16 protein-coding genes are annotated in these 17,616 nt (G+C 70.2%); 12 read left to right on the top strand and 4 right to left on the bottom strand.

Annotation, left to right across the window (positions count from 1 at the left end; translation table 11 throughout):
- Window positions 1-28: 28 nt before the first annotated feature.
- From OG747_RS18915 to OG747_RS18895, 5 genes are all read left to right on the top strand, one after another.
- Complete coding sequence (locus tag OG747_RS18915; protein WP_405885597.1) at window positions 29-844, top strand: phosphatase; 816 nt, start codon at window positions 29-31, stop codon at window positions 842-844.
- 129 nt (window positions 845-973) lie between these two features.
- Window positions 974-1,186, top strand: coding sequence for a helix-turn-helix domain-containing protein (locus OG747_RS18910; RefSeq protein ID WP_004984898.1), 213 nt, complete (start codon window positions 974-976; stop codon window positions 1,184-1,186).
- Between the two features lie 165 nt (window positions 1,187-1,351).
- Entirely contained in the window at window positions 1,352-1,450 is a 99-nt protein-coding gene (locus OG747_RS18905) for a 30S ribosomal protein bS22 (RefSeq protein WP_003948845.1), read from the top strand.
- Between the two features lie 939 nt (window positions 1,451-2,389).
- Entirely contained in the window at window positions 2,390-3,451 is a 1,062-nt protein-coding gene (locus OG747_RS18900) for an NAD-dependent epimerase/dehydratase family protein (protein ID WP_405880501.1), read from the top strand.
- Between the two features lie 14 nt (window positions 3,452-3,465).
- On the top strand, window positions 3,466-4,533 hold the full coding sequence (locus OG747_RS18895) for a lysophospholipid acyltransferase family protein (RefSeq protein WP_405880500.1): 1,068 nt from the start codon (window positions 3,466-3,468) through the stop codon (window positions 4,531-4,533).
- 132 nt (window positions 4,534-4,665) lie between these two features.
- Here OG747_RS18895 and OG747_RS18890 read toward each other — a convergent pair whose 3' ends face one another.
- The 3 genes from OG747_RS18890 to OG747_RS18880 form a co-directional block, all read right to left on the bottom strand.
- A complete protein-coding gene (locus tag OG747_RS18890; RefSeq protein WP_405880499.1) occupies window positions 4,666-5,889 on the bottom strand; it encodes a DUF5667 domain-containing protein in 1,224 nt (407 codons plus the stop codon).
- 264 nt (window positions 5,890-6,153) lie between these two features.
- Complete coding sequence (locus tag OG747_RS18885; protein ID WP_405880498.1) at window positions 6,154-6,939, bottom strand: ECF subfamily RNA polymerase sigma factor, BldN family; 786 nt, start codon at window positions 6,937-6,939, stop codon at window positions 6,154-6,156.
- A 450-nt stretch (window positions 6,940-7,389) separates the two neighbouring features.
- Window positions 7,390-8,340 (bottom strand): HAD family hydrolase, encoded by a 951-nt coding sequence (locus OG747_RS18880; RefSeq protein WP_405880497.1) that lies wholly within the window; start codon window positions 8,338-8,340, stop codon window positions 7,390-7,392.
- 128 nt (window positions 8,341-8,468) lie between these two features.
- On the opposite strand from OG747_RS18880, the gene OG747_RS18875 reads away from it, so the two are divergent.
- The 6 genes from OG747_RS18875 to hemB all read left to right on the top strand — a co-directional run bounded on the left by OG747_RS18875 (window position 8,469) and on the right by hemB (window position 15,543).
- The gene (locus OG747_RS18875) at window positions 8,469-8,768 is read left to right on the top strand and encodes a glutaredoxin family protein (protein ID WP_405880496.1); all 300 of its coding nucleotides are present in this window, start codon (window positions 8,469-8,471) and stop codon (window positions 8,766-8,768) included.
- 354 nt (window positions 8,769-9,122) lie between these two features.
- Window positions 9,123-9,899 (top strand): redox-sensing transcriptional repressor Rex, encoded by a 777-nt coding sequence (locus OG747_RS18870; RefSeq protein ID WP_405880495.1) that lies wholly within the window; start codon window positions 9,123-9,125, stop codon window positions 9,897-9,899.
- Window positions 9,896-11,614 (top strand): glutamyl-tRNA reductase, encoded by a 1,719-nt coding sequence (locus OG747_RS18865; protein WP_405880494.1) that lies wholly within the window; start codon window positions 9,896-9,898, stop codon window positions 11,612-11,614. The genes OG747_RS18870 and OG747_RS18865 overlap by 4 nt, the downstream gene beginning before the upstream one ends.
- 74 nt (window positions 11,615-11,688) lie before the next feature.
- A complete protein-coding gene (gene hemC / locus OG747_RS18860; protein ID WP_405885596.1) occupies window positions 11,689-12,633 on the top strand; it encodes a hydroxymethylbilane synthase in 945 nt (314 codons plus the stop codon).
- Complete coding sequence (locus OG747_RS18855; RefSeq protein WP_405880493.1) at window positions 12,630-14,345, top strand: uroporphyrinogen-III synthase; 1,716 nt, start codon at window positions 12,630-12,632, stop codon at window positions 14,343-14,345. Before hemC ends, OG747_RS18855 begins: the two co-directional genes overlap by 4 nt.
- Before the next feature lie 193 nt (window positions 14,346-14,538).
- Complete coding sequence (gene hemB, locus OG747_RS18850; protein ID WP_405880492.1) at window positions 14,539-15,543, top strand: porphobilinogen synthase; 1,005 nt, start codon at window positions 14,539-14,541, stop codon at window positions 15,541-15,543.
- A 14-nt stretch (window positions 15,544-15,557) separates the two neighbouring features.
- Here hemB and OG747_RS18845 read toward each other — a convergent pair whose 3' ends face one another.
- Window positions 15,558-16,274 (bottom strand): DUF4232 domain-containing protein, encoded by a 717-nt coding sequence (locus OG747_RS18845; RefSeq protein ID WP_405880491.1) that lies wholly within the window; start codon window positions 16,272-16,274, stop codon window positions 15,558-15,560.
- A gap of 357 nt (window positions 16,275-16,631) precedes the next feature.
- Between OG747_RS18845 and OG747_RS18840 the strand changes: the two genes are divergently transcribed.
- The gene (locus tag OG747_RS18840; protein ID WP_405880490.1) at window positions 16,632-17,534 is read left to right on the top strand and encodes an SAM-dependent methyltransferase; all 903 of its coding nucleotides are present in this window, start codon (window positions 16,632-16,634) and stop codon (window positions 17,532-17,534) included.
- Window positions 17,535-17,616 lie beyond the last annotated feature (82 nt).

The following is a 17,616-nucleotide window of genomic DNA, read 5'->3' as shown; positions in this document are numbered from 1 at the left end:
AGGCGGGAAATGCGTCAGCATCGCTGACGTGTTGAGCACCGGCGCATTACGTGCGCATCTGCTGGCCGCTCGGTTGGCCGGCCCCGTTGCCACTTCGCGGGAGGAGAGCCTGCGGAGTTATCGGCTCTTCGCCGCCCGTGATCCTCGTGTGCTGCTCGGACTTGATCCGGAGTGGACCTGGCAGCAGCGGGATCTGATCGAGTTGATGGCCGACAAGTGCGGGGTTTCGGCCGACCCGATGCACACCAGTGGGCACGATGTGATCGACCCCGAGAGGACCCTGGTCGCGCTGGACTCCTTCGCGGAGCGGCTCGGGGAAGCGGCCCGGAAGCGTGAAGCGGTGCTCTTCGGGACCGGTCATCCTCACCGTCTGCTCGGTTTCTACGCCGCCCTCGCGGACGCTCTGTCGGCGGCGGGATGTACCGTCCTCACTCCCGCGCAGGGTAGCTCTGTCGACATAACGACCCGGTTCGGTCTACGTACGTACAACCTTGACTACGTACAAGGAGTCGCGCTGGTACGCGAACCCGGCGCGCGAGCCCCCGGTAGTGCGACCGGCGCACACACCCACTCTCCGCTCCCGGTTCGGACCGTTCTGGCGGCTGCCGCGGAGGCCGGCGGGCCGCTCCCGGAACTCGTCATCGGGGACCACGGTTGGGTCTGCGGGGCAGGTCAGCTGGGGTTCGAGGTCATGGGGCTGGCCGATACGGACGATCCTGCCCTCTTCGTCGGAGAGGCAGAGGGGCGGGTGTCCGTCGTCGTTCCGCTTGATGACGCTGTGCGGTCTGATTACTACCGACCGCTTACTCGCTATGTACTCAATCGAGCGTGTCTGTCACAGTAGGCGGCCGATGGCATCCCCTCTTCCCCACTCGCATCACCCGCCCCTACATTGGGGAGTGAGCACGCAACGACGAAGAGTCACCGGAAGGGGAAGCCGGTGGCCGTCGAGTGCGGAAGGTTCAGGTGTGTCATGGCTGCAGCTGGCGAGAGGCCTCTGAACGAGGTTCAGTTCCTTACCGTGGCGGAAGTCGCCTCGGTGATGCGAGTGTCGAAGATGACCGTGTACCGCTTGGTGCACAGCGGTCATCTGCCGGCGATCCGGGTGGGGAGGTCCTTCCGGGTGCCGGAGCAAGCGGTTCACGAGTACCTCCGCGAGAGCTATGTGGGGGTGGAGACGGCCTGACGGTTGCTCCGAGGGATTCCCGAAAGGCCCTCGTGGTCACCTTGGGAATCCACTCGGATCCCCTCGATTACGACCTCAGCGCTCGGACGGGTAGGCTGGCCCCTCATAGGTCGTGTGGGCCCATGCAGCCCAGCACCGAGTAAAGAGAAGTGAGCGAGGGTAGTCGTGGGCTCTGTTATCAAGAAGCGGCGCAAGCGGATGGCGAAGAAGAAGCACCGCAAGCTGCTCAAGCGCACTCGCGTTCAGCGTCGCAACAAGAAGTAAGGCCGTGCCCCGCATCGCCGGGGCTCGTCCTTGCGCTTGCGCAACCGCTGAGAACAGCGCGCTCTGTGGCCCCCCACCAGCAGGTGGGGGGCCACAGCCGTGTCCGCCGCCGCAGCCCCCGCCCTTGGCCGTAGGCAGTCGCAGTCGCCCTCCCGGCCAGGGGCGAGTCCCGCTTCCACGCCGGAGGCAGCCCGTCTCCCCGGCAGAGCGGCCCCGGCCACGGTGGCGGCACGCACGGCGTGGGGGCCCGTGACGAGGCGGGTCGTGGCGAGCGCGCTCATCGGGTTCGGCGGACTCGGCCACATGGCCACATGGCCACATGGCCACATGGCCATCGAGCTCGCGCACGCGATGGGTGCGCGGAGTCGACGGGCTGTACAACGTCGGAAGCCGAACAGGGGCCCCGGGGCCGGGGCGGTGGCATCCCGTCCCCCGCCCCCGGCCCCCCGAGCGGGCACCCCCGGCCCCCGGCCAGGGTGGGCGCCTGCCGGTCCGAGCGGAGCTTCCCCCGGAAATGCCCCGCCGGAGTTCCCCGGACTCGCCCGGACTCCCTCTGGACCTGCCTGGAGTCCCCCGGAGAGCCTCCCGGAGCCTCCTGGAGTCCCCGGACTTCCCCAGCCTCCTCCGGCCTCCCCCAGACTCCAGTCCCCGGCGCGCCCGGGGTTCTCGGGGCGGCGGGTGTCCCCCCGGAGCGGGTACTTTCCGGTGGGAGTGGGCGCGTGTCTCCTTTGGGAGGGCGTCGGGGGGCGATGCTGTGCGTACGCCTGTGTGTCGTGTGGCTTTGTCTGATCGTACGTCTGTGGCCGTCGTCACTTCGTGCATCGGGCGGTCATCACAGCGCAACATCAACCCGCTAGGTTGGCGGCACACGGGGAACACGGCAGGGTACGAGCAGAGCTACGTCCGCTTACGTCCAGAACGGGAAGAGAGGCGCTGATCTTGGGGAAGGTCGTGCTCGTGACCGGAGCGGCCCGTCAGCTGGGGGGTCGGTTCGTACGACGGATCCAGCGTGACCCCCAGGTGGAACGGGTGATCGCCGTGGACGCGGTGCTGCCCGAGCACCATCTGGGCGGGGCCGACTTCATCCAGGCCGACATCCGTCAGCCCACCATCGCCCGGGTGCTGGCCGAGTACTCCGTCGACACGGTCGTCCACATGGACGTGACGGGCACCGCGCTGAGCGGCGGCAGCCGGACCACGGTCAAGGAGACCAACGTCATCGGCACCATGCAGCTGCTGGGCGCCTGCCAGAAGTCCCCGACGGTCAAGCGGCTGGTCGTGAAGTCCAGTACGAACGTCTATGGATCAGCACCGCGCGATCCGGCCGTTTTCACCGAGACCACCCCGCCCAAGTCGCTGCCCAGCGGCGGCTTCGCGAAGGACACGGTGGAGGTCGAGGGGTATGTGCGGGGGTTCGCGCGGCGGCGGCCCGACGTGGCCGTGTGCGTGCTGCGGTTCGCGAACATCCTGGGGCCGAGCGCGGACTCGCCGCTCGCCTCGTACTTCGCGCTGCCGGTGCTGCCGACCGTCTTCGGCTACGACCCGCGGCTGCAGTTCGTGCACGAGGACGACGTGATCGAGGTGCTGCGGATCGCCTCGCACGACCCGGAGCGCGGCACCCTCAACAGCGGCACGTTCAACATCGCCGGAGACGGCGTCCTGCTGCTCTCGCAGTGCGCGCGGCGGCTGGGCCGTCCCACGGTGCCGCTCTTGCTGCCGGCGCTCAGCTGGGCGGGCACGGCGGTGCGTACCCTGGGCGTGACCGACTTCTCGCCGGAGCAGCTGCGGCTGCTCACCCACGGCAGGGTCGTGTCGACCAACCAGATGCGCGAAACGCTGGGGTACAAACCGAAATACACGACCGCGGAGACCTTCGCGGACTTCGCACGCAGCCGGGGGCCCGGACTCCTGCCCCCCGAGGCCCTCGCGGGGGCCGTCGACCGGATCGCCGCGCTGCCCTACGTGGGCGGCGGCCACCCCCCGACACTGAGCGCCAACTGAGGAGCGCATCGACGATGGCGGACGCCAAGGTCATTCCGTTCGACGACGACCGGACGCGCGGGGGTGCTGTGCAGCGCCCGCCGCGGCGGCGGGCAGCCGCGGGGAGCCGGCGCAAGGGCGATCCCGTGGTGGTACGCGAGGTCCAGCCCCTGCCCGGCCGGGCCTTCCCGCAGGATGATGTTCCTGTGACGCGTGAGGAACAGCCGCTTCAGCAGCCGAAGGCGCAGGACGCGCAGGGCGGTGGCGGGCTGGAACGGCGTATCGCCGGGGGCCTCGCCTTCCTGCGCCGACGCCTCACCGGTGACTACGAGATCGACGACTTCGGGTACGACCAGGAGCTCACCGACCAGGTCCTGATGTCCCTGATCCGCCCGCTGTACGAGAAGTACTTCCGGGTCGAGGTGAAGGGCATCGAGAACATCCCCTCGGAGGGCGGCGCGCTGATCGTTGCCAACCACTCGGGCACCCTCCCGCTGGACGGCCTGATGATGCAGGTCGCCGTCCACGACAACCACCCCGCGAACCGCCACCTCCGCCTGCTCGCGGCCGACCTGGTCTTCATGCTGCCGGTGGTCAACGAGCTGGCCCGTAAGGCCGGTCACACCCTCGCCTGCGCCGAGGACGCCGAGCGGCTGCTGGAGCGCGGCGAACTGGTCGGCGTGATGCCGGAGGGCTTCAAGGGCATCGGCAAGCCGTTCAGCGAGCGCTACAAGCTGCAACGTTTCGGCCGCGGCGGCTTTGTGTCGACGGCCCTGCGGCAGGGCACTCCGATCATCCCGTGCTCGATCGTCGGCGCGGAGGAGATCTACCCGATGATCGGCAACGCGAAGACCCTGGCCCGGCTTCTGGGGTTCCCGTACTTCCCGATCACCCCCACCTTTCCGTGGCTGGGCCCGCTCGGTGCGGTGCCCCTCCCCACCAAGTGGACGATCCAGTTCGGCGAGCCGATCCCCACGGACGGCTATCCGCCGGAGGCCGCCGAGGACCCGATGCTGATGTTCAACCTGACGGACCAGGTCAGGGAGCAGATCCAGCACACGCTGTACAAGTTGCTGGTGCAGCGCCGGTCGGTCTTCTTCTGACGGACGTTCTGCTGTGACGGACGTACGAGGCTTTTGACGGACGTACGAGGCTTTTGACGGACGTACGACGCTGGGGGCGCCCTTTCTGAAGAGGGCGCCCCCAGCGTCGTACGGGAGCTGCTTGTGTCGGAGTTACTTGCTGTCCTCGCTGTTGATGCCCAGGCCCGGGAGCAGGCCGGGGAGGAGTGGGGGCAGGGTGACGTCCGATGCTCCGCCGGTGGTCGGGGTGGCGGTCGACGGGGACGAACCGGCGGTGTCCTTGGGCGGGTCCAGGAGGCCGCCCGTGCTGCCGCCGAGGAGGCCCTCGCCGGTGCTGCCCGAGCTGGACGGCTTCGGTTTGCCGGTGCTGCTGTGGCTGCCGGTGGCGGAGCCGCTGGTGGCGCTGGGTGCCGGACGGTCCGTACCGGACGACGAGCTGGGGGCGTCGGAACTGGCGCCCCGGTGTCGGCCCGTGCCCTCCTTCGCGGGGGCCCCCGGAAGCAGCGGGTCGACCTCGTCGTCTATGGCGGCGAACACCGACGAGACCTGCTGACTGACGTCGCCGAGCTGGACGGGCAGCCGGTCGCGCAGCGCGCCCCAGGCCTCGCGGTGCGACTGGGCGAAGGCGGAGAGGGCCTGGATCGGGCCCAGCGAGCCGTCCCGCTCGTACGCCTCGTGCAGCAGGCGGTGACCTTCGGACGCGTCGTGCTGCATGCCCGACAGGGCGCGGCGGATCTCGCCCAGCGACTCGTGGTCGAGGCGGCCGGAGCGGCCGCGCTCCATCAGGCGGCGTGCCTCGCTCAGGCGGGTGGACGCCTGGTCGAGGTAGAGCTCGCCCCGGTCGCTGTCGCCGTGGGCCAGGTCCAGCTTGATGTCCTCCATGCCTCGCTTGAGCCCGTACAGCGAGTCACCGGGCAGGGAGTCGGAGCTGGCGGCGGCCACACCGCCGAAGGCTCCGGCTGCCACGCCGACGGTGAGCCCGCCCGCGGCGAGCCCCTTCGACAGACGCGAACGCGGTCGTAGCTTCCCCAGTCCGCTCGCCCGGTGCGCGCCCCGTGCCCGGTGGGAGCGCTGCTCGGGCACGGAACGGTCCGGGCCTCCGCCCCCCGCGGCGGTGCCTTCCCGCAGCATGGCCTCCATCGCGGCCACGAGCTGTGCTCGCTGCACGATCTTGACCTCGGGGTCCAGCTCCGGTTTGGGCAGCTCGCCGAGACCGGTGGCGAGGGCCAACAGCAGGCCCTGCTCGGTCTGTTCCGACGCAGCCTGGGACGGTGCCGATCCCTCGGGCTGCTCGGCCGCCGGACCCTGGTCGGACTGCTCCTCCAGGGCCTGGGCGAAGGCGTTCGCCCGCCGGTGTGCCGATACGTTCGCGATCACTGGCGGCACCTCCTCTCGTCATGACGGTCGACTCCCCAGGGGGTCCTGAGGGTTGCACGCCCCGGGCGCATCCACACGATCGAGTGATCGGCGATGGCCGGGTCGTGACCACAGGGAGCCTGTATCCCGCACAACGAGCGTCGCGGCACTTGGGTTACGGACGACGGATGATCGGACCGCGAAGCCAACAGACTTTTACGGAGGGTGAGTTGAGCGTCGCTGAGCGTGTGGGATCGCTATGGCGGTGGTACGGGTGTACGGGCTTCAGCGGGCGTCGTCCGGGAGGAGCCGCGCCAGGGTGCGGACGGCTCGGTACTGGAGGGTCTTGATGGCACCCTCGTTCTTGCCCATCGCGCGGGCGGTCTCGGCGACCGAAAGCCCTTGCAGGAAGCGCAGGGTGACGCACTCCTGCTGCTGGGGGTTGAGGCGTCGTACGGCGTCGAGCAGGGCGGCGTTGGAGAGCGATTCGAGCACCGAGTCCTCGGGGCTGCGTTCGACCTCGTTCGCGTCGAGCATTTCGCCGGTGGTCACTTCGAGTCGGAAACGGCTCGATTTGAAGTGGTCCGCGACCAGGTTGCGGGCGATCGTGACCAGCCAGGCGCCGAAGTCTCGGCCCTGCCAGGTGAAGGTTCCGATGCGGCGGAGGGCGCGCAGGAACGTCTCGCTGGTGAGGTCCTCGGCGGTCGCCTTGCCGCCGACGCGGTAGTAGATGTAGCGGTACACGGTGTCGCTGTACTGGTCGTAGAGGCGGCCGAAGGCGTCGGCCTCGCCGGCCTGGGCGCGCTCCACGAGGTCCATCATCCGGGCGCTGTCACTGTCTGCGGCCGGGCGGCGTGCGGGTGCGGTGGGCGTGCCGGACGAGCCCGAGCGGCCTCGTCTGCCGACGGCCGCGCTGCCTTCGGCCAAGGCGTAGCAAGGGCCGACGGGCGCGGGGAGGGCGGCGAGGGCGGGGACGGCGTACGCGGTGGGGACGAAGCCGCGCAAACGGTCCAGGACCGTTGCGCGCAGCGTAGCCAGGCCCGAGGCGTCAACCCCGACGTGTGAGTACACGGGACTCCCAGAGGCAGAGCTTCCATCACGTGCAGTGCGGGACCTTTCACCCGTCGTAGCGACGGAGGGGTACCGGGTTGCGTCTGAGGAGAATAACGCTTCGTACAGGCAGCGCTACACCCAGTTGCTCAAATCATCGATTACGTCGCTTCTGTAACCGATTGACGCCGGATCAAGTGCCGGACAATGACCGGTTGTTGATCGGATGAGTTCGGGTTCCGTCTGGGTGTAGGGCGTGTTGTGGCCGTGTGGGAGTGCGGCGACTGGGTGGGGGGTCGCGGGGGTAGGACAGGGAGATTGGCCCCTGCGGACCGGCGCCGACAAGAGCGCCCCTTCAGGGGCGCGGGGCTGTGACATGGTGCGGCTCCGCCGCGTGGGCGCGACCAGCCCCCACCGGCCCGCAGCCGCAGAACACGGCTGGGGCGAGGGGAACCGAGGGGAACCGCGGGGTCAGCGGCGGCGGCGGTGGAGGGCGATGGCGGCCGCTGTGCCGCCTGCCACCGCGCCGACGCCGGCTGCCGCGGGGATGCCGACCTTCGCGGCCTTGCGGGCCGTGCGGTAGTCGCGCAGGCGCCACTCGAAGGTGCGGGCGTGCTTGCGGAGTTTCGTGTCCGGGTTGATCGCGTAGGGGTGGCCGACCAGGGACAGCATGGGGATGTCGTTGTGGGAGTCGCTGTAGGCGGCGCAGCGGGAGAGGTCCAGGCCCTCCGCGGCGGCCAGGGCGCGGACCGCCTCCGCCTTCGCCGGGCCATGGAGGGGCTCGCCCACCAGCTTGCCCGTGTAGACGCCGTCCACCGACTCCGCGACCGTGCCCAGCGCGCCGGTCAGGCCCAGGCGGCGGGCGATCACGGTGGCGATCTCGACGGGGGCGGCCGTGACCAGCCATACCTTCTGGCCTGCGTCCAGGTGGGCCTGGGCGAGGGCGCGGGTACCGGGCCAGATGCGCTCGGCCATGTACTCGTCGTAGATCTCCTCGCCGATCGACATCAGCTCCGAGACCCGGTGGCCCTTGACGATCGAGAGAGCGGAGTCGCGGGCTTCCTGCATGTGTTCCGGGTCCTCGACGCCGGCCAGTCTGAACCACGCCTGCTGCCAGGCGAACCGGGCGAGGTCGCGGGTCTCGAAGAACTTCCGTTTGTACAGGCCCCGGCCGAAGTGGAAGAGGGCGGCGCCTTGCATCACGGTGTTGTCGAGGTCGAAGAAGGCCGCGGCCTTCTCGTCGCCGAGGACCGGGAACTCCGGTTCCCGGTCGGGGACATCGACGTCGGGCGCGGCGTCGTGGGCGAGTTCCTCCAGTTCCTGGGAGGACTTGCGCGCTGCCTCTGCCGAGGCCTCGCCTGCCAACACGCTCCGTGCGGTGGCGGAGCGCCTACGGGGAGTGAGCCATCCAAGAGCGGCCATGGCGTGAGCATAGCCAGTTTGTTCGGAGCTTCCGGAGTCGAGAGGATTCGAGGCTGTGAACTCTCCGCGACCGACTCGTTAAAGAAGCGAGCTGATCGGCGCGTCGGGCCCGCCTTCGCGGCGGCAGAATGGCCCGTATGAGTTCCATGTTCCGGCGCGGTGAGCGCCGTACGACGGAGAAGGCGCCTTCGGAGCGGCAGGTCACGCTCATCAGGAAGCCCGGGTGTCATCTGTGTGATGACGCACAAGAAGTGGTGGAGAAGGTGTGTGGGGATCTCGGGGTCCCCTGGGAGCACAAGGACATCACCGAGGATGAAGAGCTGCACCGCGCTTACTGGGAGCAGATCCCGGTTGTGCTGGTGGACGGGGCGCAGCACACCTTCTGGCGTGTCGACGAGGGGCGGCTGCGCAAGGCCCTCGCTCCCTAGGGGCGCGGTGTTCCGCCCGGATTGCACCGGGATCGGGCCCGGACCGCCTCCTGGCTGCGTCCCGACCGGTGAGTCCGACGGGGTCCGGAAAGTCGCCTAGGATCGACGGCGATTGGCCTCGGGGGCGGGATTCGTTGAGGAGAGTGTACGGTTTTGCCCCCTTCAGGTGCGGAACGAAGCAGGGTGCGCGCCGGTTCCATGCGGGCGCGCCGAGAGTGCGTGACCCCCGTCACGTTGCCCGGGCAAATCGGACACCATCTTTGTGCACGCGTTCACAAAGACATAGCCTGCTTTCGACGGGGCGGTCTGGGTACGTGTGACCGCCTGCAGCCCCGCGCTACCCGCAGGAGCACCGTGGCAACTGGCCGAACTCACCGACCGGCGACCCGCAGCCGAGGGATTCCCGAGGCCACTGTCGCCCGGCTTCCGCTGTACCTCCGAGCCCTCACCGGACTGTCGGAGCGCTCGGTACCCACGGTCTCCTCCGAGGAGCTCGCGGCCGCGGCGGGGGTCAACTCCGCGAAGCTGCGCAAGGACTTCTCCTACCTCGGCTCCTACGGGACGCGTGGTGTGGGGTACGACGTCGAGTATCTCGTGTACCAGATCTCCCGTGAGCTGGGTCTGACCCAGGACTGGCCGGTAGTGATCGTCGGTATCGGTAACCTCGGCGCCGCGCTGGCCAACTACGGAGGGTTCGCGTCCCGTGGTTTCCGGGTCGCCGCGCTGATCGACGCCGATCCGGAGATGGCTGGAAAGCAGGTCGCCGGGATCGCCGTGCAGCACAGCGACGGCCTGGAGAAGATCGTCGACGAGAACGGCGTGTCCATCGGGGTCATCACCACCCCGCCGGGCGTCGCCCAGCAGGTCTGCGACCGCCTGGTCGCCGCCGGAGTCACCTCCATCCTCAACTTCGCGCCGACCGTCCTGTCCGTCCCGGACGGCGTCGACGTACGCAAGGTCGATCTCTCCATCGAGCTGCAGATCCTCGCCTTCCACGAGCAGCGCAAGGCCGGCGAGGAGGCCGAGGCCCAGGCGGGCGCCGGTGCCGTTGCCGGGGCCGTGGTCAAGGCTTCCCAGGGGAACGACGGCGAAGGACCTGACGGGGACGTCCCCGCCGTGATGCCGGCATGAGTCTCCTCGTCGTCGGGCTGAGCCACCGCAGCGCCCCGGTCAGCGTCCTGGAGCGGGCCGCGCTGTCCGCGGACACGCAGGTCAAGCTGCTCCAGGACACCGTCGCCGCCGAGCCGGCCGCCGAAGCCGCGATGCTCGCCACCTGCAACCGCATAGAGCTGTACGCCGATGTGGACAAGTTCCACGCGGGCGTCGCCGAGCTGTCCACGCTGCTCGCCCAGCACAGCGGGGTCGGGCTCGAGGAGCTCACCCCGTACCTTTACGTGCACTACGAGGACCGGGCCGTCCACCACCTCTTCTCGGTGGCCTGCGGGCTCGACTCGATGGTCGTGGGCGAGGGCCAGGTCCTCGGCCAGATCAAGGACGCACTCGCGACCGCGCAGGAGCGGCACACCGCGGGCCGCCTCCTGAACGACCTGTTCCAGAAGTCGCTGCGGGTCGGCAAGCGCGCGCACTCCGAGACCGGCATCGACCGGGCCGGACAGTCCCTGGTCACCTTCGGCCTGGAGCAGCTGTCCTCCGGTACGGCGGTCGACACCTGGGCCAAGGGCAAGAAGGCCCTCGTGATCGGCGCGGGCTCGATGTCCTCGCTGGCCGCGGCCACACTCGCGCGCGCCGGAGTCGCCGAGATCGTGATCGCCAACCGCACCCCCGACCGCGCCGAGCGCCTCGCCGAGATCCTGACCGACGGCGAGGGCACGGACGTGCTGGCCCGCGCGGTACCGATGGACGCGGTGCCGGTCGAGCTGACACGTGCCGACATCGCCGTGTCCTGCACGGGCGCGACGGGACTCGTACTGACGGCCGCCGCCGTGGCCGCCGCCGTGGAAGGCCGTACGGGAGCGCCCGTGGCCGTATGGGACGAGGCCCCGGCCGCCGCCCCCGGCACCCTCGCTCCCACCGGCGTCGGCACCGAGGACGGCTGCCCCCTCGACCTGTCCGCCGTTCAGGGTGCCACCGGCTTCTCCGTGATGGGGGAGGCCGCCGTGGCCGGTATGGACGCGGCCACGCTGGAGCAGCACGCGGTCTGGGTGGACAAGGGCACCGGAACCGTCGAGCGCCGCGATCACCGTCGTACGCCCGACGCCGATGTCGAGGCCGACGCCGAGCTGATCACCGCGCTGGCCGCCACCGCCGCCGGCGTCGGGCGCGTTCCCGAGCGCCGTCGGCCCGAACCGGTCACCGAGGTCCCCCGGCCCGCGCCCGTGCTCGCGCTGCTCGACCTCGCCATGCCCCGTGACATCGACGCGGCCGTGCACCGGCTGCTCGGCGTGCGGCTCGTCGACATCGAGTCGCTGGCCGAGGCGTCGGCGGACGCGCCGATGGCGGCCGATGTGGACCAGGTGCGAAGGATCGTTTCCGACGAGGTGGCCGCATTCAGCGCGGCCCAGCGGGCCGCCCACATCACCCCCACCGTCGTAGCGCTGCGGACCATGGCCGCCGACCTCGTCGCGACCGAGATCGCGCGGCTCGACGGGCGGCTGCCGGACCTCGACGAGAAGCAGCGGGGCGAGATCACCCAGACCGTGCGGCGCGTCGTCGACAAGCTGCTGCACGCGCCGACCGTACGGGTCAAGCAACTGGCCGCCGAACCCGGTGGCGCCGGGTACGCGGACGCGCTGCGGACCCTGTTCGACCTGGACCCCGAGACGGTCGCCTCCGTGTCGCGGGCCGAGAACAACAACGAGAACGCCAAGAACCGAGGGCGAGCATGAGTGAGCCACGTGAGCCACGTGCGCCGCAGGGGCAGGCCGGAGCGCCCCAGGGGCGAACAGATGAAAAGGCGGCACTGAGGCTGGGGACCAGGCGCAGCAAGCTCGCCATGGCCCAGTCCGGGCTGGTGGCGGATGCCGTGAGCCAGGTGACCGGACGGCCCGTCGAGCTCGTGGAGATCACGACGTACGGCGACACCTCCCGCGAGCACCTCGCACAGATCGGCGGCACGGGTGTCTTCGTCACCGCGCTGCGCGAGGCGTTGCTGCTCGGCGAGGTCGACTTCGCCGTGCACTCCCTCAAGGATCTGCCGACCGGGCAGCCCGACGAGCTCGCGCTGGCCGCCGTGCCGGTGCGCGAGGACCCGCGCGACGTGCTCGTCGCCCGCGACGGGCTTCGCTTCGAGGACCTTCCGGACGGCGCGCGCGTCGGCACCGGTTCGCCGCGCCGGATGGCCCAGCTGAACGCGTACGCCCGCGACCACGGGAAGACGATCGAGACGGTCGCGATCCGCGGGAACGTCGATACGCGGATCGGATACGTGCGCAGCGGGGAGCTCGACGCCGTCGTGCTCGCCGCCGCCGGCCTGAGCCGCCTCGGGCGGATCGGGGAAGTGACGGACTTCCTGTCCGTCGACACCGTTTTGCCCGCCCCCGGCCAGGGGGCCCTGGCGATCGAGTGTGCCGCGGACAACGCGGATCTCGTCGCCGCGCTCGGCGAACTCGACGACCCGTTCACCCGGGCCGCCGTGACCGCCGAGCGGTCCCTGCTCGCCGCCCTGGAGGCCGGCTGCAGCGCACCCGTGGGTGCTCTCGCCGACCTTCTGGCCGACGGGCAGATTGTCAAGGAAATGCGCCTGCGCGGCGTCGTCGGCACGACCGACGGCACGACGCTGGTGCAGCTGTCCACCACCGGTCCCGTGCCCGAGACACATGACCAAGCAATGGCGCTCGGCCGTGAACTCGCCGCCGAGATGCTTGCCAAGGGCGCGGCCGGTCTGATGGGGGAGCGAGCACATTGAGCCCCACCACCCTTCCCGCCGGTCCCGAACACGGGCACGTCACCTTCCTCGGTGCCGGACCCGGAGATCCGGGACTACTGACACTGCGCGCCGTCGAGGCGCTGGCGAACGCGGACGTCCTCGTCGCCGAGCACGAGGTGCTCGACGTGGTCCGTGCGCACACCAGGCCAGGCGTCGCCGTACTGAATACGGATGTGGGGACGCCTTTGGGCACGTCTTCCGGTACGTATTCGGGCGCAGGCACGCCTCAACTAGCGGTTGTTGACGCCGTGTCAACGACCGCTGGTGACCCCGCGTTGAGGGACGCTGCCAATCTTGTCATGGAGGCCGCGCGGGGCGGCAAGCGGGTCGTGCGTGCGGTGTCCGGTGACCCCGGGCTCGACGCGTACGCCGCCGAGGAGATGCTGGCCTGCGCCGCCGCGGGCGTGCCGTTCGAGGTCGTGCCGGGTGTCGCCGCGGCCGTGGGCGTGCCCGCGTACGCCGGTGTGCCGCTGCGCGACGCGCAGGGCGCCGACGTGCGGTTCGTCGACGCGCGCACGGCCTCCGACCGGTGCTGGACCGAGGTCGGGGCATCGGACGGGACGGTCGTCGTCTCGGCGACGCTCGACTCCGTGGCCGCCGCCGCGGGCGAGCTGGTCGCGGCCGGTCGCAAGCCGGACACGCCGATGACCGTGACGATCGCGGGTACCACCACGCGTCAGCGGACCTGGTCCGCGACGCTCGGGACCATCGCGCAGACCCTGAAGCAGGCCAAGGTGCTGCCGTCCCCGGACGGTGGGCGGCCGGTGATATCCGTGGTCGGCGAGCGTTCCGCGGCGGCTCAGCGTGAACAGCTCTCATGGTTCGAGTCCAAGCCGCTGTTCGGCTGGAAGGTGCTCGTACCGCGCACCAAGGAGCAGGCGGCCTCGCTCTCCGACCAACTGCGGTCCTACGGCGCCGTGCCGCACGAGGTGCCGACGATCGCCGTCGAACCGCCGCGCACGCCCCAGCAGATGGAGCGAGCGGTCAAGGGCCTGGTGACGGGCCGCTACGAGTGGATCGCCTTCACCTCGCTGAACGCGGTCAAGGCCGTGCGGGAGAAGTTCGAGGAGTACGGGCTCGATGCGCGGGCCTTCGCCGGGATCAAGGTCGCGGCGGTGGGGGAGCAGACGGCGAAGGCGCTGGTCGCCTTCGGCGTGAAGCCGGATCTGGTGCCGAGCGGTGAGCAGTCGGCCGCGGGTCTGCTGGAGGACTGGCCGCCGTACGACCCGGTGTTCGACCCGATCGACCGGGTGTTCCTTCCGCGTGCCGACATCGCCACCGAGACGCTGGTCGCGGGGCTCATCGAGCTGGGCTGGGAGGTCGACGACGTCACGGCCTACCGGACCGTGCGGGCCTCGCCGCCGCCGGCGGACACGCGAGAGGCGATCAAGGGGGGCGGTTTCGACGCCGTGCTCTTCACGTCGTCCTCGACGGTCCGGAACCTGGTCGGTATCGCGGGCAAGCCGCACAACGTGACGGTGATCGCCTGTATCGGTCCGGCCACCGCCAAGACGGCGGAGGAGCACGGGCTGCGCGTTGACGTCATGGCTCCGGAGCCGTCCGTGCACAAGTTGGCGGAGGCGTTGGCGGACTTCGGGCTGAAGCGGAGGGCTGCCGCCGCGGAGGCGGGAGATCCGGTTACCCGGCCGAGTGAGCGCAGGCCGGGGGCGCGGAGGCGTCGGACGACGTAGGGCCGGTGGGGCCCGGGGGCAAGCCCCCGGGCCCCCTGGTGGTTTTTGGCTGCCGGCCGGTGGGGGCTGGTCGCGCCCACACGGCGGAGCCGCCCAATGTCACAGCCCCGCACCCCTGAAGGCCTCCGGGTGTGTCTGCCGTACCGGCAAGGTGTCGGCAAGGGGGGTCGGGTGGCGGGCGTAGCGTAGGGGCATGACGAAGTACGGTTCCTTCCCCGGTACGCGGCCGCGGCGGCTGCGTACGACCCCTGTCATGCGGCGCATGGTCGCCGAGACCCGCCTGCACCCGGCCGACTTCATCCTCCCCGCCTTCGTGCGGGAGGGCGTGACCGAGCCGGTCCCCATCGCGGCGATGCCCGGTGTCGTGCAGCACACGCGCGACAGCCTGAAGAAGGCCGCGCTGGAGGCCGTGGAGGCCGGGGTCTCCGGGATCATGCTCTTCGGGGTGCCGGAGGACTCGAAGAAGGATGCCGTCGGGACCCCCGGAACCGACCCGGACGGGATTCTGCAGCTCGCGATCCGCGATGTGCGCGCCGAGGTCGGGGACGAGCTGCTCGTCATGTCCGATCTGTGTCTCGACGAGACCACCGACCACGGGCACTGCGGAGTGCTCGACGCGCAAGGGCGCGTCGACAATGACGCGACCCTGGAGCGGTACGCCGAGATGGCCCAGGTCCAGGCCGATGCCGGAGCCCATGTGGTGGGCCCCAGCGGGATGATGGACGGGCAGATCGGGGTCATCCGCGACGCCCTGGACCAGATCGGACGCGAGGACGTGGCCATCCTCGCCTACACCGTCAAGTACTCCTCCGCCTTCTTCGGCCCCTTCCGGGAGGCCGTCGCCTCCTCGCTGAAGGGCGACCGGAAGACCTACCAGCAGGACCCGGCCAATGTGCGCGAGTCCATGCGGGAGCTGGCCCTCGACCTGGAGGAAGGGGCCGACATGGTGATGGTGAAGCCGGCGGGGCCCTACCTCGACATCCTGGCCCGGGTCGCGGACTCCGTCGACGTGCCCGTCGCCGCGTACCAGATCTCCGGCGAGTACTCGATGATCGAGGCGGCGGCCGAGAAGGGCTGGATCGACCGTGACAAGGCGATCCTGGAGACGCTGACCGGCATCAAGCGGGCCGGCGCCCAGAACATCCTCACGTACTGGGCCACCGAGGCCGCGCAGAAGCTGCGCCAGGACAGGCCCTAGGCCTTCGCTGTCACTCAGTAGGCCAGTGCGTCGTCCAGACTCTGCTGCCAGTACGTCACCGTGAGTTTGTCGTCGACGTACACGCCCTTCGCGGGGAGCGCCGGGGTCGCGCTGCTGCCCTTGGCGAAGCCGATCACGAGCGTCTTGGCCGTGTAGCCGTTGCCGCCGCCGCTGCCGTCGGCGGCCGACAGCAGGACGCCCGCGTAGCCGGACTCGCCGGGGGCGAGGGTGACGACCGCCTGCGGGTGTGTCTCTTTGGCGACCGGCGGGACCGCCTGGGCCTCGCCGAAGCGGGCGATCGGGTAGCCGGTCAGGTCGCAGTTCTTCGAGCCGGTGTTGGTGACGGTGAGGAGGAGGTGGTTGAGGGGGCGGGAGACCGTGGTGGCGGTGGTTTTGGTGTTGGCGCCGCTGCAGGTGGTGTTCCGCGTGGTCGTGGTGCTTCCGCCGTTCTTTCCGGCGGAGCCGCCCGTGGAGCCGGTGCCGGAGCCGGTGCCTGTGGTTGTGGCGGTGCTCTTCGGGCCGGCCGTCGAACCTCCCGTGCTGCCCGTCGGCTTCGCTGTCGTACTTCCGTCGGCCGCCGACCCGCTCGGCTGCGCCGACGACTGGGACGCGCCGGACGAGCCCTCGTCACGTACGCCCTTGCCGTTGTCGCACGCCGAGAGGGCGAACGCGGCGAGCGCGACCGTCGTGGCGGCGAGGAGACGGCGGGTGCGGGCGGTGCGTGCGGACATGGGTGATCCCCCTGCGGATGTGGCCTGTGGATGTGCCGTACTTGGATGACCACAGCTTGCGGGGTGATCCGCCCCGGCCGCCACGGTTGCCGGGGTATACGGGACGCCGGAACGCCCGTAGGGGGTCTGACCTGGGGGAACGCCGTCCCTCTGGAACGCAGCCCGGGACGCGGGAAGCCGTTCCGGACGAGCGGGAACGTGAGGCGGCCCGCGTACGACTGTCCACTGGGCGGGAGCGAGCGGGAGACCGCGCCCGCGGCACAGGGCACCACTTCTGTCGGTCCGGGGCACTATCAAGTCCCCCCAGGAGTTAGGTTGTTGCTCGCTAAATGACGCGACTCTCCAGGGAGAGGCTTTATGCCCGGTGATGCTCTCAGCCAGGACCCCGCCGAGCTGAGAAGGAGGATCGACACCACCAAGGCGCACCCGGCGCGCGTCTATGACGTCCTCCTCGGAGGCAAGGACAACTACCCCGTCGACCGGGAAGCGGCCGCCGCCGCGCTCGCGGTCAATCCGCGGGGTTACCTCGACGTCCGCCACAACCGGGACTTCCTGCGGCGGGCGGTGACGACGCTGGCTCAGGAAGCGGGCATCCGCCAGTTCCTGGACATCGGCACGGGGCTGCCGACACAGGAGAACGTCCACCAGATCGCCCAGCGGATCACCCCGGACTCCCGGGTCGTGTACGTCGACAACGACCCCGTCGTCCTCGCCCACGCGCGCGCCCTGCTCACCAGCGGGCCCGAGGGGCAGACGGACTACATCGACGCGGACATCAAACAGCCCGCCCAGATCCTCGCAGAGGCCGCGAAGACCCTCGACTTCGACCAGCCGATCGCGCTGGTGCTGGTGGCGATCCTGCACTTCATAGAGGACGAGGAGGCCTACCCGATCGTGCGCGAGCTGGTGGACGCGCTTCCCTCGGGCAGCCGGCTCGTGCTGAGCCACCTCACCGAGGACATCAACGCCGAGAAGGTGCGCGCGGTCCAGCGGACGTTCACCGAGCGCGGGTTCACCTTCGTCCTGCGTTCCAAGGCCGGGGTCGAGCGCTTCTTCACGGAGAACGGTCTCGAACTGGACGAGCCGGGTGCCGTTCCCGTCCACCACTGGCGTCCCGACGGTGCGGCTCCGGCTCCCGAGGCCGTGGACCCCACGTACTTCGCCACCCTCGACGACATCGAGAAGGTCCGCCACCGCGACATCAACGACGCCACGGACGCGGACATCAATATCTACGGCGCGACGGGCATCAAGCCCTGACCCCCGCCCCCGGCGGAAGGAAGAGCCCCGCGTCCGCATCGCGGAATTGACCCGTGTAGGCCGCAGCTACCTCCTTAGAGTG

It is taken from the genome of Streptomyces sp. NBC_01384, from assembly GCF_045040035.1.
Lineage (GTDB): Bacteria > Actinomycetota > Actinomycetes > Streptomycetales > Streptomycetaceae > Streptomyces.
The sequence above is the reverse complement of the archived record's forward strand: the minus strand, read 5'-3'. Positions and strand labels throughout refer to the sequence as shown.